The following is a 15,324-nucleotide window of genomic DNA, read 5'->3' as shown; positions in this document are numbered from 1 at the left end:
ACGAAAAGTAGAAGCGACGTGCGTGTCGAGGTGTTGGTGCACGAGTGCCGTTTGCTATACTCGCACCCATGAACGAGATACTCGACAGATTCACGGGCAATATCTCTCCGGTGGCGCTGCTCGTGTCGTCGTTCTTCTGGTCGTGGTTCGACGTCGTCCCGTTCAGCCCGGCGCTGTTCTCGGCGGCGGGCAAGCCCGTCGATGCGCTCCCGTTCGTCGTTTCGTTCGCCGCGAGCGCGCTGCTGCTGGTCGTGTTGGCGGCAAGCGCCTCGGTTCGCTCGCGGGTGCTCGACCCTAAAGTGTTCGCCGGCTGCTCCTTCTTGTGCGGCAGCCTGGGCTCGCTGCTTATTTACGTCGGCATCCACACCGATCCCGTGCTGCTTGTGATCGGCGGCATCCTCGTGGGGCTGTACCAGAGCGTCGGGGCCGTGCTGGCCGGCGGCATCGCCACGTGCCAGGGAACCACGAACGCGCTCGTGCACCTTGCGGCCGCGCTGCCGCTGAACATCGTCGCCATCCTGCTGGTGATGTTCCTGCGCCCGACGGCGTCGGTGGTGTTCGCCGTGTCGTTGCCGCTGTTCTCGGCGCTGTGCTACGCCGTCTACCTCGTGCGCGGGCAGAACCGCGCGACGCTCGAGGCCATCGCCCGCGTGCGCGAGAAATGCGCCGACGGCGTGCGCCGCGCGGGGCGGCTGTTCGGCTGCGACCGCTACTTCCTGCTCATGGTGCTGGCCATCAGCGCGTCGTTCGGTTTCGCGAACTACCAGGCCATGTTCATGCCGAGCATGCAGGGCGCGTACGTGGAGTACATCACGGTGGCGCTGCGCGCGTTCACCAGCCTCGCGGTGCTGGCGGGCTACCTGTTCTATTCGTGGCGGCCGTACCTCATGCTGCGCGCGGCGCTCGTGGCCATGTCGGTGGGCCTCATCGCCAGCGGCGTGCTCGCGGTGATGGGTGCGCCGGGCTCGCTGGTGTCCGGCTGCCTGTTCTTCACGGGATACGCGTGCTTCGACCTGCTCATCTGGACCATCATCGTCATGCTCAGCTACAAGTCGGGCACGTCGCTGCTGCGCATCATCTGCGTGGTGTACGCGGTGGACCAGCTGGGCATCCTGCTGGGCACGGTGCTGGGGCTGTTCGTGGACAGGGACGGCGGCACCATCGTGTCGTACATCGTGTTCGGCAGCGCGTTGCTGCTGCTGACGGTGGGGCTCTCCGGTGGCAAGGGCAGCGTGTGGGACAGCCTCAGCAAGTACGAGATCGACTTCAACCGGCCCGACGACGCGTCGCTGCGCGCGGCGGGCGACGACGACGCGGCTCCCGGCCTACCGCCGCAGCGCATCGCGGAGCTGTCGTCGAGGTTCTTCCTCACCTCGCGCGAGACCGACGTGCTGTCGCTGCTGGTTGCCGGGCGCAACGGCCCCTACATCTCCGAACACCTGCACGTGTCGGAGAACACGGTGAAGAGCCACATACGCCACATCTACACCAAGGTGAACGTCCACAATCGTCAGGAGCTGCTCGACCTGGTGTTTCCCCAGCAGCCCTAAGCCTGGACGGGCCGACGCGCTCGTTCGACGATGCCCCGGTTCCCTCGCTCGCCCGTCTCATCACAAACGGGTGATTTTCGCAAAACGCCCGCTCCTGATGAAGAAATCCCCGCCCGCTTCGCGTTCAATCGTTCTCGAGCCGCCGGCTGGCAAGGGGCCGGCTTGCAGCGGCGAATCGAATAGGAAGGGGAGAGGGATGGAGATGCGCACAAGAGGGAGCAAGGCGAAGCGCGTGTCGATGATGCTCGCGCTGGCCGTGGTCGCGGTTCTGTCGCTGGGTGCGCTCGCGGCGTGTGGAGGCGGCTCGGACGGCTCCGGCAGCTCGGGAGCGAGCGGGGCCGACGCCACGACGAAGACGCTCGTGAAGACGGCGACGAACGAGATGACCCTGGTTGATTGGGACGTGTCGGAGGCCGACAGCCCCATCACGGTTACGAGCGACGACGCCAAGTTCGCCGACTACGTGGACGATCTGCGCGAGATTACCGGGTTCGACATCGAGAGCCTCACGATGCAGGTAAAGGTCACCGAGTTCGCCGGTGCCGAGATCGCCGCCACGCATGAGAACGTGAAGGACAACACCTACGCCATCGAGAGCCTGGAAGCGGTGGTCGACGGCAAGACGATCACGTACACCGACGGCGACTTCAAGAAGCGCTAGGCCTCGGCGGTCTGCGGATACTTTCGCACCCCCACGTTTTCATTCATCGACACGAAAGTGAGACACTCACATGACTGAATTGAGCAGAAGGAACTTCCTGCTGGGCGCCGGCATGGCGGGCGCGGCTCTGGCTATGAGCGCGACGGGCGTCGCCTACGCGGCCGACAAGAAGGGCTCGAAGGACGACGAGGACACCGACTGGGCGAGCCAGGTCACCGAGGAAATCTCGTGCGACATCCTGGTCGTCGGCGGCGGTTTCTCCGGCACGGCGGCCGCGGTGCAGGCGGGCGAGAACGGCGACAAGGTGCTGCTGATCGAGGGTCAGTCGGCGCTCGGCGGCAACGGCACGGGCGTCGAGTGCACGAACGCCTACGGCCTGCATCCCAACTCGGGCGAGGCGACGCTCGGCGAGATGGTGCGCTACGAGGCCGACGCCCAGTCCTACACGGTGAACCAGATGTTCATCCGCGACATGATCAGCCACGCCGCCGAGAACGTGCAATGGCTCATCGACAACGGCGTGCAGTACGAGGCCATCGAGGACCTCGACCCGGCGTACCTGGAGATGTACAAGCAGGGCCGCTACCGCGCCGAGTTCAGCTTCGACTACGTGTACAAGGGCGGCGCGGCCGGCATCGGCTACTTCCCGTACATGAAGAAGAAGCTGGCCGAATACGGCGTGAACCTGCGCCTGAACACGCGTGCCCGCGACCTCGTGCTGGACGAGAACGGCAACGTGGCCGGCGCGTACGCCACCGACACGTACGGCGACACGCTCAAGATCAACGCGAAGGCCGTTATCATCAGCACGGGCGGCTTCGGTGAGGACGCCGCGCGCATGGGCAAGCTGGGCGTGGACCTTGAGGACATCCGCATCATCGGCACGCCGGGCCACTACGGCGACGGCGTGACCATGATGATCAAGGCTGGCGGCATCGAGCACGGCGCGCCGGCGTTCGGCTGCACGAACATCATTGGGTCGGCCGGCCCGTGGGGCCCCATCTGGGACAAGCTGTGCTGGGGCGGACCGAGCCTGTGGGTGGACATCAACGGCGAGCGCTTCTCCGACGAGGCGTGCTCCACGTACACCCACAACTTCGAGCTGCAGCACGTGCCCGTGCGTCTGGCCGGCGGCACCTGCTGGAGCATCATGGACAAGGATATCTACGAGTACATGCTCGACGGCGACGAGGAATGCGCGCAGCTGTGGGACGAGATGATCGCCAAGGGCGACGACGCCTACAAAGCCGACACGCTGGAAGAGCTGGCCGACATCATGGAGGTCGACAAGGAGCTGTTCCTGAGCCAGGTCAAGCAGTACAACACCAACGTCGAAGGAGGCGTCGACGTCGACTACGGCAAGGACCCCGAGTACCTCATGCCCATCGCCACGCCGCCGTTCTACTGCGGGCTCATCCGCGGTGCGCTCGAGGGCCTGTACTCCGGCGGCGTGAAGACCGACCGCCAGTTCCGCGTGAAGAAGCCCGGCCGCGACCAGGCGTTCGAGAACCTGTTCGCCGTGGGCGCCGACGGCGGCATGCTGTACAACAACATGTACGGCATCGACATCAACGGCTCCATGACCTGCCACGGCGTGAACAGCGCCCGCACGGCCGCGAACACCGCGCACAAGCTAATCGCCGGCTAGACGCGCGCCGAGCGTTGCGGCGCGGGGCGTCGCAACGAACCCCGAACCGTTCCGAGAGCCCGGGCGCCTCCCTCCCTGCCCGGGCTCTTCTGCTACACTTTTCCCATGACTTCCTACACCACCATAGCGGGGCGGGCGACCGCCGAGATCGAAGAGAAGAAGAGCCGCTTCATCGCGAGCCTTGCCCACGTGGAAACCGAGGACGAGGCGCTGGCCTTCCTCGAGGAGATTCGCGCGGCCAACCGCATGGCGCGTCATAACGTGTACGCCTACGTGCTGCGCGCGGGCGGCGCGGGCGCGCAGGGGCGCGTGCGCTACTCCGACGACGGCGAGCCGCAGAAGACGGCGGGGTTGCCCACGCTGGAGGTGGTGCAGCACGCGGGGCTGACCGACGTGATCGTGGTGGTCACGCGCTACTTCGGCGGGGTTCTGCTGGGCACGGGCGGCCTCGTGCGCGCATACACGCAGGCCACGCAGGCGGGCATCGAGGCGGCGGAGCTCGTGGTGGTGTCGCGATGCGTGGACATCGAGGTGCGCGCGGCGTACGGGAAGTACGACCAACTCATGCGCATCGCGGCCGATTGCGGCGCGAAGGTGCTCGATACCGTGTACGACGACGCGGTCACCCTGCGCCTGCGCATGCTCGACGGCACGCAGGAGCCCCTGCTGCTCAAGATCACCGAGCTCGAGCGCGGCCACGAGCGCGTGCGCGTCAGCGATCCTCTGGAGGCTGCGTTCTAGGTCTCGCGATTCTGCGTCTCGAATGGCCCTCATGGGCATCTTCGGCCGTCTGCCCTATAATAGGCGCATGGCACGCGATCAACAGCTCATATTGAACCGCTATCGGCCCGTCGGCGAAGCGAAGGCCGGCGGCTTCGGCACCGTGCGGGTGGCGTGGGACACGCGCATCCAGCGCAGGGTGGCCATCAAGTGCATCGAGCTTGACGAGATGGACGCCGCGCGCGCGGCACTCCCCGGGGCGAACGCCGTGCGGCAGCAGCCGCGCGAGCCGCTTCCGTGGGAAGACGATCCCCTGTTCGGCGAGGACGACGTTGCCGACGGCGCCGGCGAAAACGGCGCAACCTCGGTGTTCGACCTGATCGGCGACGAGCCGCTCGTGCACTCGCTCGCGCATGTCCCCGGGTTGGACGAGGCGCGCACCGCCGCCATGCTGTCGGATGCGAGCATCGTCGCGGTGTACGATTTCGAGGTGCAGGATTCCACCGCCTACCTCATCATGGAATACGTCGAGGGCATGACGCTCACCGACCTGCTGCATCGCCACGCCGACCGTCTCACACTGGACGTGGCGGCCGCCGTGTTCGCGTCGGTGTCGCACGCGCTGGAGGTTGCGCACGCGAACCAGGTGCTCCACCTCGACATCAAGCCCGACAACGTGCTGATCAACCATCAGGGACAGGTGAAGGTGACCGACTTCGGCCTGGCCACGCTGGCCGACGCGTCCGGTTACGGCGCGGCGGGCGGCGGCACCATCGGCTACATGCCGCTCGAGCAGATGCGCCAGGAGAACCTCGACGTGCGCTGCGACGAGTGGGCGCTTGCGTCGCTCACCTACGAGATGCTGGCGGGCGAGAACCCGTTTCTGGCACCCGACCTCGAGCGCGCGGAGGCGGTCATCGAAGATGCGGAGCTTGTGCTGCCGTCGCTGTGCTGGGACGGGCTCGACCCTGCCATCGACGACGTGATCTTCTTCGCGCTCGACCCCGACCGGGAGGAACGCTACGCCACCGTCGCCGATTTCGCAGAGGAGCTCGAGCCGTTCCTGGGCGATCCGAAGCGCGGCGTGCGCGAGCTCTCCGTCATCGTGGGCCATGCCGACGACGAGGAAGAAGAGGCCGAGGCGGAAAAAGAGCCGCCGACCCCGCGCGTGCCGCTGCGCGAGCGCATCACGCCGCTGCAGCGCACCGTGGCCGCGCACGCGGTGGGCGCGTTGGGCAGCGGGGCGGTCGCGTTCGTCGCGTTCACGAATCTGCCGCAGACGAGCGGGTTCGCCAACCCGCTGTTCTGGGGGCTGTTCGCGCTCGTGACGCTGGCGGGCGCGCTGAAGCCGCACCTCGGCGCGCTGTTGGCGTACTTCGCGCTGTCCGCGACGCTCGTCGCCGGCAACGCTCCCGCTGCGGGCATCGTGCTGTTGGCTGCGGCGGCGACCTGGTGGTACTTCACCGGACGTCTGAGCAACGCCGACGCGAACGCGACGCTCGTGCCGCCGCTGGCCGGCGCGTTCGGCTGCAACCAGCTGACGCCGCTCGTGGCGGGGTTCTGCCTGCCGCCGGCGCGCGCGTTCGGCGCGTTGGCGTTCTCGCTGCTGGTCAGCCTGATGCTGGCTGCGTGCGGCTCGCACAGCCTACTGGGATGGGACGCGTTGGCGAACTGGCAGTTCTCCGCGGGGCTCGACATGCAGGCCGACCTCGGCAGCCTGTTGATGCAGCCCGCGCTGTGGTGCATCGTGATCAGCTGGATTGCGGCGACGGGCGCGCTGTCGGCCTTCCGCCTGCGTCCGACGCGCGCGTTCGCCGTGCTGGGGACGCTCGTGGCCGGCGCCCTGCTGCTGGCGGGCATCGCGCTGGCCGCCTGGGTCGCCTCGGGGCAAGCCACCTGGATGCCGTCGCTCAACAACCTCGTGTTCACTATCGTTCCCATCGTGGTGATGCTTCTCATGTGCGTCCTCGTCCCCGAGCCGTACTATTACGACGAGGACTACGAGGGCTACGCAGAAGAAGCGTAGCGGATTCGCGGAGCGGGTTGTTCCCGGCCTTGCGCACCGCTTCTCCGCGCGTATAATAGGACGAGCCGCAGGGAGGCTAGACTCCCCACGGCTCTCGGATCGCTTCGGCGGTTTGGGTTTAGTCTTGGCGCTCCTTTCCCCTACGGGTTAGGAGCGCGCTCCTTATCATGAGAACAAGCTCGATGACGCGGGACGCAAACTCCAAGAGCAGTGCTGCCAATTCGACAAACCCAAAAACGGTCATGGTCTTCACCTCCATCCATCTAGAATAATGAGAGGGAGAGGCACCAAGCCGCCTGGCGTATCCGTACCTATGAGTATAACGAGCCGGTCTCACGTTTCCATGGCGTGCGTCACCATGGAAAGCCGCCTGGATCCAGCGCCGATCCCACGCCGTTCCAACGCGCTTTCCACGTTTCTTGCCCGCGAATCCAGCGCGCTTCGAACGCGCAGCTCACGCTCATCCAACGTGAATTCGACGCGTGCAAACCTACGCGCTTCTACCTCCGGCCCTTGCGCCGGCGTCATGCCTGCGAACGCAAAAGAAGGGAGGCCGCGGGAGGGAGTGCGGCCTCCCTTGCAGGGAGGGGTCGGATATGTTCGGGGCCGGTCACGCTCGAGGCCGACGGCGCGGGCGCTACTTCACGGTGCCGCCCGCGGCGATCTTGCCGGCGACGTAGCCGTGGGTGAGCGCCATGCCGATGGAGCTGCCGGCAGCCGGCGTGGAATAGGCGTTGCCGAAGCGCTGGCCCAGGCAGTTACCGACGGCGTACAGGCCCTTGATCGGCGTTTTCAGATCGGACGAGAGCACCTGCAGATCGTCATTGGTCACGAGGCCGCACAGGCTGACCAGGCCCACGTAGCCGCGCCCGGTGTTCGGCTGTGCCGATCCGAAGAAGGGCGGGTTCTCGATGGCGCTCATGAACACGTCGTCCTTGCCGAAATCGGAGTCTTCGCCCGCCCGGCACAGCTCGTTGTAGTGCTCGATGGTGGCCGCCGCTTCCTTCTTCGCGTCGCCCTCGTAGCCTAGGTAGCCGAGCAGTTCGTCGATGGTGTCGGCGGCGTACACCTGATCGGGCATCGTGTTGTCGTATTCGATGACGTACACGCCGTCGACGCTGACGCCTTCCGCTCCCTTTCCCACGGCCGACTGCATCTGCTCGTCCATGCGATCCATGATCTTGATGATGTCGACGCCCGCCGCGCCCCAGTTGGGGGAGAAGTGGTCGGTCGAGCACTGCTTCATGACGTCCATGTACTTGGAATCGCAGATGGTGGCCAGGATGCCGCGCGGCTGCTTGAGCGTGGTGGGCTTGATGTACGGCGTCATGGCTTCGTTCATGAAGCGCTTGCCGTAATCGTTCAGCCACAAAAACGGCGTGGTGCCCCACGGGCCCGCGTTGCCGCCGTTCGTGTTCATGCAGGGTCGCGGTGCCTGCTCGATGAAGCCGCCCGCCCAGCAACCCAGCTTGTGGCCGGCGCCCTTGCAGTTGCTCTCGCCGGTCATCTCCTCGCGCGGGATGTCGCAGCGCAGCGATTGCTCGTTGATGTCGGTGCACAGGTTCACCACCATGTCGGGGTTCGCGCCGAAATCGCCGGTCGCGAGGATGACGCCCTTCGCCGCCTGGTAGCGCACGAGCCCGTCCTTGCCCTTCGCCACGACGCCGGTGACGTTGCCCTGCCCGTCCTGGTCGAGCACCGTCACGTCCGTCTCGAAGAAGAACTCGGCGCCCAGCTTCTCGGCGGCTTCCTTGCAGTAGAGGGCGATTTCGGTCATGCGCGACACGCCTTCGCGCCCGCAGACGGGCGTGGGGTTCTTCGTGCTGAGGTTCTGGATGGTGGTTGCCCACGATTGGAACCCACCGCGCGTGAAGGGGTAGGAGCTTCCGTCGGGCATGTTGTACGCAACCTGGATCTGCGCCTGACCCGTTTCGAGGTCGAACAGGTTCGACGTGTCGGGAATCTGCGCGACGATGTTGTCCAGCATGTCGCCCGAGTTCGCCACGAACTTGCGGATGATCTCGGCACTGACGCGTCCGCCCCCGCGACGGATGAACTCGGCCACGATGTCGCCCGTCTTGTACGGGCCGTACCCCTTGTCCACGAGCCACTGTGCGTTGAACGCGCAAATGTCGTTGCCGAGCTGCGTCCAGGTGGCTTCGGGCTGGATCTCGAGCACGGCGACCTTGGCGCCCTCCTGCGCCGCGGCGAGCGCCGCCTGCACGCCGGCGTTTCCGCCGCCGCACACGACGATGTCGAAGTCCTTGGTGTCGACGATGTCGCTGTCGGCCACCTCCGGCTTCGCCCCCAGCCAGTCTTCGGCGCATTCGTAACCCTTCGGCAGGGAAGAGCCGGACGTCCCGGCAGCCTGCGCCGCGGTGCCGGCGCTTGCCGCGTCCTTGGGCTGTGCGGGCGAGCAGCCGGCCAGCATGGCCCCTCCCGCGGCGAGCGCGCCGGTGGCAAGCGCGCCCTTGAGGAAGTTCCTGCGATCCATCGTTTGCTGTTCCATGATGCATCCTTTCCTTGGACGGTTCGGCATCTGCCGCGCTTCTCCCGCGGAAGCTCCCCTGGCAGATGGCTCGATTCGGATGTTCGCGCAGCGCGGCTCGGCTGTCGCTATCGACGGCGGGTAGTTTCCGCCGTCCACGAGGGAAGACCTATCAAAAGTTGGTAGGTTTGCGGCATGGCGGGTATGGTAGTATCGAGCCGCAGGGTGCAGGGAGGGATGCAGGTGAAAGCCGTTTCGGGACAGATGCCGCGCGCGCATGCCGTGGCTTTCGTCGGATACGTTCTGTATTCCGTGTACGTTTGCATGACCTTCTACTCGCCTACCACCATATCCTCGGTGGTCGAGATCGGCTATCTGCCGAAGGCGCTGTACCTCTTCTACATCATTCTCGGACGCATGATCGCGCTTGCCGTGCTGGCCTTGGTGCTGGCACGTCGCAAGAAGCAGGCGCCGCTTTCGGTCATGGTGGCCTCGTCGGCCGCATGCGCGCTCGTGGGGTTCGCGGTGATGGCCATCGTGTTCCAGATGACGGCGGTCGCCGCGCTCGATGCGCTGCTGCCCTGGTTCTTCGCAAGCGGGGTGTGGATCGGGTTGGGCGACGCGTTCGCCATCGTGCTGTGGTTTACGTACGTCAGCAGGTTCGATATCCGGTTCATGTACGTGTTCCTCGTGGCATCGGCCGCAGCGGGCGCGGTGCTGTACTTCGCGACGACGTTTCTTCCCGCGCCGGTGCCGTGGATCGTGGCCGTGACGGCGTTTTTCGGGTCGCTCGCGTGCTGTGCGCAGGTGCTCAAGCGGCCGGAGGAAATGTTGCAGCCGGTCGATGCGGCCGTGGATCGCCGCTCGTTCCGTCGGCTGATCAGGCCGCTGCTCGGGGTCGCCCTCATGGCGTTCATGGCGGGGCTCATGATGAACGTGGCCGGTCAGGAGAAGATATCGCTCGGCACCTATCAATGGACGGCGTTCGTCATCATGTTCGCGCTCAACGGCATCTTGCTGCTGCCCGCGCTGCTCGCGCCGCGCGCGTTCAGCGTGCCGCGCCTGTACAAGTTCATCCTGCCGTTGTCGGCGCTGGGGTTTCTCCTGCTGCCGGTGGCGTGGGACGCCAGCGGGCGCGGCATGGTGAACTCGTTCGTGCAGGTGGGGTTCACTTTCACGAACGTCATCTTCTTCTGCCTGATCGCCGAGGAGTACCGCTGCGAAAAGGGGTCGTCCATCAAGACGTTTTCCCTCATGCAGCTCGTGGTGATGGCGGCGAACTTCGCCGGGCTGTTCCTCGCGTTCTTCGGCATCGGGTACCTTGAACCGGGCGATTTGATGCTGACCATCACGGCGCTCGTGGCGGTGTACCTGATTCTCGCCGCGACGTTGGTGCTGTTCAAAGACAAGAGCCTGAGCGTCACCGAGGGTGAGAGGGAGGGTGCGGACGAGGACGCGGGGCCGGCCGAGCAACCGACGCGCGCCGACGCCGCGCGAGTCGATTCGGCGCGCACCTCGCAGCTGATGGAGCGCGCCGGCCTGTCCGTTCGGGAGCGCGAGGTGCTCGAGCATCTGCGGCAGGGCCGCGCGCCGAAGACCATCGCGAAGGTGCTGTTCGTCTCGGAGAACACGGTGCGTTTCCACATCCGCAACATCTACCAGAAGTTCGGCGTGCACTCGCGCACAGACCTCATGGAGCTGTTCGACGACGAACTCGACGCCCGGGAGTCGGTTGAGCGTTCGGGCGGTTCGTAGGGGGCGCCTCGACGCGCGCACTTCTCGCGCTCGCCGGATGTTTCACGTGAAACATCCGGTTTCCTGTACCCTTCGAACGTAAATCCGACACAAGAGACACCTCCGGGACGAGCCCCTCCGTAGTACTATTGAACCCAACACAATCTTGTAGAAAGGGTGACCTCATGCAGGAACTTGATGACGGGCGCGTGCTGTTCGCGTTCGCGCGCGATGCGGAGCCGGCGCTGACGGTGGCATCGGGCGAGACGGTGCGCATCCGCACGCAGGATTGCTTCGGCAACCAGGTGCAGACGCCCGAGGACGAGCTGGACGAGATCAACTGGGATCGCATCAACCCGGCCACCGGCCCCGTGTTCGTCGAGGGCGCGGTGCCCGGCGGCGCGCTCAAGGTGGTCATCGAGAACATCGAGCTCGATGCGCAAACCGCGTCGTGCACGGGCAAGGACGAGGGCGTGTGCGGCGACCGCTTCGACGCGTGGAGCACGCACCTGTGCGCCATCGACGGCGACAAGCTGGTGTGGAACGACAAGCTGTCCATCCCGCTCAACCCCATGATCGGCGTGATCGGCGTGGCGCCGGCCGGCGAGCCGGTGAACTGCGGAACGCCCGGCAGCCACGGCGGCAACATGGACAACACCGCCATCACCACGGGCGCGACGCTGTACTTCCCCGTGGCGGTTGAGGGCGCGCTGTTCGGCTGCGGCGACATGCACGCCGCCATGGGCGACGGCGAGGTGAGCGTGTCGGGCGCCGAGGTTGCCGGCTACGCCACGGTGACCCTGACCGCGCTGCCCGACCTGCACCTGGTCGACCCCCTCATCGAGAACGCCACGCATTTCGGCGTCATCGCGTCGGCCGAGACGCTCGACGCCGCTGCCGACCGCGCGGTGCACGAGATGGTGGACCTGCTGCACGATCGCACCGGCGTCGACGAGGCCGAGCTGGTCATGCTGCTGTCGCTCGTGGCCGACGTGCAAGTCTGCCAAATGGTCGACCCCGAGAAAACCGTCCGCTTCATGGTGCCGAAGCACGTCCTGGAGGCGCTGGGGTTCGAGCTGTAGAAGGCGGAGGCGCAGCTCCCTCCCTTTCGCCCTGCCGTCTAGCTGGTAACGGCATTGCGGCTTGTCGGGGTTCCTTTCGTAGCGCGCCTTCGGGCGCGCTACGATGCGTTTGGAGCCCGTGCCGTGCGGGCGCCGAACGAACGGAAGGAGCGCGTCATGAGCGATGCGAACATGAAGGCCATCGTCGTCGAGCAGTTCGGCGGCCCCGAGGTGCTGCGCGTGCGCGAGCGCCCGATGCCCCAGCCTGCGGCGGGCGAGGTGCGCGTGCGGCTTGCCGCAGTGGGCGTGAACCCCGTCGAGACGTACATCCGCGCCGGCGCGTACGGCGCGCTGCCCGCGTTGCCGTACGTCCCCGGCAACGACGGCGCGGGCGTGGTGGATGCCGTGGGCGAGAACGTCGAAGGCGTGCAGGTGGGCGAGCGCGTCTTCGTGGCTGCCACGCGCGCGAAGCGGAACACGGGCACCTATGCGGACTACGTGGTGTGCGACGCCGCCGCGGTCGGGCACCTGCCGCAGGGCGTGTCGCTCGAGCAGGGCGCGGGCATCGGCACGCCGGGGCTGGCCGCGGGCGATGCGCTGTTCGTACGCGCTCGCGTTCGACCGGGCGAAACGGTGCTCGTGCACGGCGCGAGCGGCGGCGTGGGCACGCTGGCGGTGCAGCTGGCGCAGCGCATCGGCTGCACGGTGTACGGCACGGCGGGCGACGAACGCGGCCGCGCGCTGGTCGAGCAGCTGGGCGCGGCGCGCGCGTTCGACCATCATGCGGACGGCTACCTCGACGCCATTCTCGACGCGACCGACGGCTGCGGGGTCGACGTGGTGCTCGACATGGCGGCGCACGCGAACCTCATGAAGGACGTGCGCGTGACCGCGATCCGCGGTCGCATCGTGGTGGTGGGCAGCCGCGGCTCGCTTGAGTTCGACCCGCGCGGGCTCATGGGCAACGACCTGGACGTGCGCGGCATGAACGTGAACAACCTGCGTCCCGACGAGCTCAACCTGGTCATGCATGCGCTGGAAGCGGCGCTCGACGGCGGCTTGCGCGTGGCGGTGGCTCGGACGTTCCCGCTCGCCGAGGCTGCCGAGGCGCATCGTGCGGTGGGCGAGCGCGGCAAGGACGGGAAGATCGTGCTGATCGCCGGGCTGTCCGAGGAAGTGGACGAGGAAGGGCGCGGCGCATGATCTACCTCACGGGCGACACCCACGGCAGCTACCGGCACATCCGCGCGTTCGCGCGCGAGCACGATGCGGGCCCCGGCGACGTGCTCGTCTGCCTGGGCGATACGGGCTTCGACTACTACGGCGACGAGCGGGACGCGCAGGTGAAGGACAAAGCCGCGAGCATGGGCTTCACGCTGCTGTGCATCCGCGGCAATCACGATCGCAACCCGGCCTCGCTGCCCAGCTACCATCTGATCCCCTGGCGCGGCGGCGAAGTGTACTGCGACGACCGCTGGCCCAGCATCCTGTTCGCGCGCGACGGCAGCGTGTTCGACCTCGACGGCCGCGCCACCGTCGCCATCGGCGGTGCCTATAGCGTGGACAAAGCGTATCGCCTGGCCAAAGGGTACGCGTGGTTCCCCGACGAGCAGCTTACCGCCGACGAGCAGCGCGCCGTCGAAGCGGCTCTCGCTCACCGCGACTGGCGCGTCGATACCGTGCTCTCGCACACCTGCCCCGCCTCGTTCGTGCCGCAGGAGGCGCTCCTCGCCGGCGTCGACCAAAGCACGGTGGACACCGCGATGGAGGACTGGCTCCAGACCGTCGAAGATCGCCTCGACTACCGCCGCTGGTTCTGCGGCCACTTCCACATCGAGAAGCAGGAAGCCAACCTCCGCTTCGTCTACCACGACATCCTGGAGTTCTAGACCCCGAGCACGGAAAAGGCCCGGCGAACGTTGTTCGCCGGGCCCGGTTCGCACATCGTCGCGCGTGCCGTTACAGCAGCTCGCACACCTTTCCCAGCAGGGGCTCGAAGCTGACGCCGCGGTCGCGGAAGTCGGGCTGCTCGGCGCTCACCAGCATGGCGTCGTGCACGAAGTCGCCGGCGAACTGCACGGCCTCTTCCAGCGAGCGACCGGCCATGACGGCGGCCATCAGGCACGACGCGTACAGGTCGCCCGTGCCGTGCAGCATGTAGGGTAGGTACTCGTTGTGCACCTCGAACGTCTCGCAGTCGGCACCGCCCACGAAGTTGCGGATGCACGACTCGCCCGCGCGTTGGATGCCCTTGAGCACCACGTGCTTCGCGCCCTTCGCGACAAGGGCGTCCACCAGGCGGTGCGCCTCCTCGTCGGAGATGTCGGTGCCGCCCCAGTCCTCGCCGATAGGTTCGCCCAGGATGATGGCGGCTTCGGTGAGGTTCGGCGTGAGGATGTCGGCACCGCAAGCCAGCTCGGCCATGGCGTCGCACAGCTCGGGCGTGTACGTGGGGTACACCTTGCCGTGGTCGGCCATCACGGGGTCCACCACGCGCAGCGCGTTCGGGTACATCGCATACAGGTCGCGGATGCGGTCCACCTGCTCGGGCGCGCCGAGGAAGCCGGAGTACACGGCGTCGATCTCCACGCCGATGCCCTTCCACGCGTTCAGGTAGTCGGCCAGGATCTCGGTGGTGTCGTGCATGTACCAACCGGGGAAGGCGGTGTGCGACGAGAACAGGCCCGTCGGCACGGGGCACACGTCGCAGCCGGCGGCCGACAGCACGGGGATGGCAACGCCCAGCGAGCACTTGCCGTAGCCGCACAGGTCGTGCACGGCGGCGACGCGGGGGATGTACGCGCCTTCGCGCTGGTAGAGGTGCGTTTCAGCTTCGCTCATGAGGGGACTTCCTTTCGAACTTGTCAAGAGCCGATGGAGCTCAAAACTGTGGATTGGGTGTGCGGGATAATTTACGACTTGAAAACAGGAACGCGCAGCTGAAAAGCTGCGCGCGATGGGCAAGCGAGCGACGATCGTGCGCTTGTGCGAAGGGCTGTGCACCGGTCGGATCGCACCGTTTCGTCACCGTTCAGCACGCGTGCGGAGACGTTACTTGTCGTCTTCGTCGTCGTCGAAAAAAGACCAATCGTCCTCGTCAGGCTCATGGTTCGTGAATGTTTTGCGCGTACGACGCTCCATGATGACGCAGGCGATCAGGCTGATGACCAAAGCCAAACCCACCAGGCACCCGATGCCGGCGTAGGTTTCAAAAAGAAAATGGTAGATCTCACCGAAATCCATGGTTACCTCGTTACTCTAACTCGTTCCATCACCGTTACCACAGAACGCTTGCATTCCAGCGTTAGAGTATACTATGTTGAACCGATTCGGTACCGGTCGGCTTCGATATTCCTTTATTCTTACGTGCGCCGGAGAAGGGCAAGCACATGCGCGCTATGAGCAGGGATAAGCAGAAACGACGCATAGCCGCATC

12 protein-coding genes are annotated in these 15,324 nt (G+C 66.2%); 9 read left to right on the top strand and 3 right to left on the bottom strand.

Annotation, left to right across the window (positions count from 1 at the left end):
- Window positions 1-44: 44 nt before the first annotated feature.
- The 5 genes from GS424_RS17210 (at window position 45) to GS424_RS17190 (ending at window position 6,605) form a co-directional block, all read left to right on the top strand.
- Window positions 45-1,550 carry a helix-turn-helix domain-containing protein gene (locus tag GS424_RS17210; protein WP_160940919.1) on the top strand — a complete coding sequence of 502 codons (1,506 nt, stop codon included), beginning with the start codon at window positions 45-47 and terminating at the stop codon, window positions 1,548-1,550.
- Between the two features lie 196 nt (window positions 1,551-1,746).
- The gene (locus GS424_RS17205; RefSeq protein ID WP_154332507.1) at window positions 1,747-2,211 is read left to right on the top strand and encodes a hypothetical protein; all 465 of its coding nucleotides are present in this window, start codon (window positions 1,747-1,749) and stop codon (window positions 2,209-2,211) included.
- Window positions 2,212-2,281: 70 nt separating this feature from the next.
- On the top strand, window positions 2,282-3,859 hold the full coding sequence (locus tag GS424_RS17200; protein WP_160940920.1) for an FAD-dependent oxidoreductase: 1,578 nt from the start codon (window positions 2,282-2,284) through the stop codon (window positions 3,857-3,859).
- A gap of 105 nt (window positions 3,860-3,964) precedes the next feature.
- Complete coding sequence (locus GS424_RS17195) at window positions 3,965-4,600, top strand: IMPACT family protein (RefSeq protein WP_160940921.1); 636 nt, start codon at window positions 3,965-3,967, stop codon at window positions 4,598-4,600.
- Window positions 4,601-4,667: 67 nt separating this feature from the next.
- Window positions 4,668-6,605 carry a serine/threonine-protein kinase gene (locus GS424_RS17190; protein WP_244977609.1) on the top strand — a complete coding sequence of 646 codons (1,938 nt, stop codon included), beginning with the start codon at window positions 4,668-4,670 and terminating at the stop codon, window positions 6,603-6,605.
- A 637-nt stretch (window positions 6,606-7,242) separates the two neighbouring features.
- Here the strand turns inward: GS424_RS17190 and GS424_RS17185 are convergent.
- Entirely contained in the window at window positions 7,243-9,114 is a 1,872-nt protein-coding gene (locus GS424_RS17185; RefSeq protein WP_160940923.1) for an FAD-binding protein, read from the bottom strand.
- Window positions 9,115-9,336: 222 nt separating this feature from the next.
- Between GS424_RS17185 and GS424_RS18115 the strand changes: the two genes are divergently transcribed.
- The 4 genes from GS424_RS18115 (at window position 9,337) to GS424_RS17165 (ending at window position 13,777) form a co-directional block, all read left to right on the top strand.
- Window positions 9,337-10,848, top strand: coding sequence for a helix-turn-helix domain-containing protein (locus tag GS424_RS18115; protein ID WP_280527515.1), 1,512 nt, complete (start codon window positions 9,337-9,339; stop codon window positions 10,846-10,848).
- A gap of 164 nt (window positions 10,849-11,012) precedes the next feature.
- Complete coding sequence (locus GS424_RS17175) at window positions 11,013-11,909, top strand: acetamidase/formamidase family protein (RefSeq protein WP_160940924.1); 897 nt, start codon at window positions 11,013-11,015, stop codon at window positions 11,907-11,909.
- Window positions 11,910-12,065: 156 nt separating this feature from the next.
- A complete protein-coding gene (locus GS424_RS17170; protein ID WP_244977608.1) occupies window positions 12,066-13,091 on the top strand; it encodes an NADPH:quinone reductase in 1,026 nt (341 codons plus the stop codon).
- Entirely contained in the window at window positions 13,088-13,777 is a 690-nt protein-coding gene (locus GS424_RS17165) for a metallophosphoesterase (protein WP_160940925.1), read from the top strand. The genes GS424_RS17170 and GS424_RS17165 overlap by 4 nt, the downstream gene beginning before the upstream one ends.
- A gap of 70 nt (window positions 13,778-13,847) precedes the next feature.
- On the opposite strand, the gene GS424_RS17160 is transcribed toward GS424_RS17165, so the two are convergent.
- Window positions 13,848-14,729: a PfkB family carbohydrate kinase gene (locus tag GS424_RS17160; RefSeq protein ID WP_160940926.1), complete on the bottom strand. Its 882-nt coding sequence runs from the start codon at window positions 14,727-14,729 to the stop codon at window positions 13,848-13,850.
- 210 nt (window positions 14,730-14,939) lie between these two features.
- Window positions 14,940-15,131, bottom strand: coding sequence for a DUF6724 family protein (locus tag GS424_RS17155; protein WP_154332498.1), 192 nt, complete (start codon window positions 15,129-15,131; stop codon window positions 14,940-14,942).
- Window positions 15,132-15,324 lie beyond the last annotated feature (193 nt).

The organism is Eggerthella guodeyinii (assembly GCF_009834925.2).
GTDB lineage: Bacteria > Actinomycetota > Coriobacteriia > Coriobacteriales > Eggerthellaceae > Eggerthella > Eggerthella guodeyinii.
This window is presented reverse-complemented; position numbering and strand designations above follow the sequence as displayed.

Coding starts and splice junctions, on each gene's coding strand:
- GS424_RS17195 (WP_160940921.1), top strand. CDS start 3,965: ATGACTTCCTACACCACCATAGCGGGGCGGGCGACCGCCGAGATCGAA.
- GS424_RS17200 (WP_160940920.1), top strand. CDS start 2,282: ATGACTGAATTGAGCAGAAGGAACTTCCTGCTGGGCGCCGGCATGGCG.
- GS424_RS17165 (WP_160940925.1), top strand. CDS start 13,088: ATGATCTACCTCACGGGCGACACCCACGGCAGCTACCGGCACATCCGC.
- GS424_RS17170 (WP_244977608.1), top strand. CDS start 12,066: ATGAGCGATGCGAACATGAAGGCCATCGTCGTCGAGCAGTTCGGCGGC.
- GS424_RS17190 (WP_244977609.1), top strand. CDS start 4,668: ATGGCACGCGATCAACAGCTCATATTGAACCGCTATCGGCCCGTCGGC.
- GS424_RS17175 (WP_160940924.1), top strand. CDS start 11,013: ATGCAGGAACTTGATGACGGGCGCGTGCTGTTCGCGTTCGCGCGCGAT.
- GS424_RS17205 (WP_154332507.1), top strand. CDS start 1,747: ATGGAGATGCGCACAAGAGGGAGCAAGGCGAAGCGCGTGTCGATGATG.
- GS424_RS17160 (WP_160940926.1), bottom strand. CDS start 14,729: ATGAGCGAAGCTGAAACGCACCTCTACCAGCGCGAAGGCGCGTACATC.
- GS424_RS17185 (WP_160940923.1), bottom strand. CDS start 9,114: ATGGAACAGCAAACGATGGATCGCAGGAACTTCCTCAAGGGCGCGCTT.
- GS424_RS17155 (WP_154332498.1), bottom strand. CDS start 15,131: ATGGATTTCGGTGAGATCTACCATTTTCTTTTTGAAACCTACGCCGGC.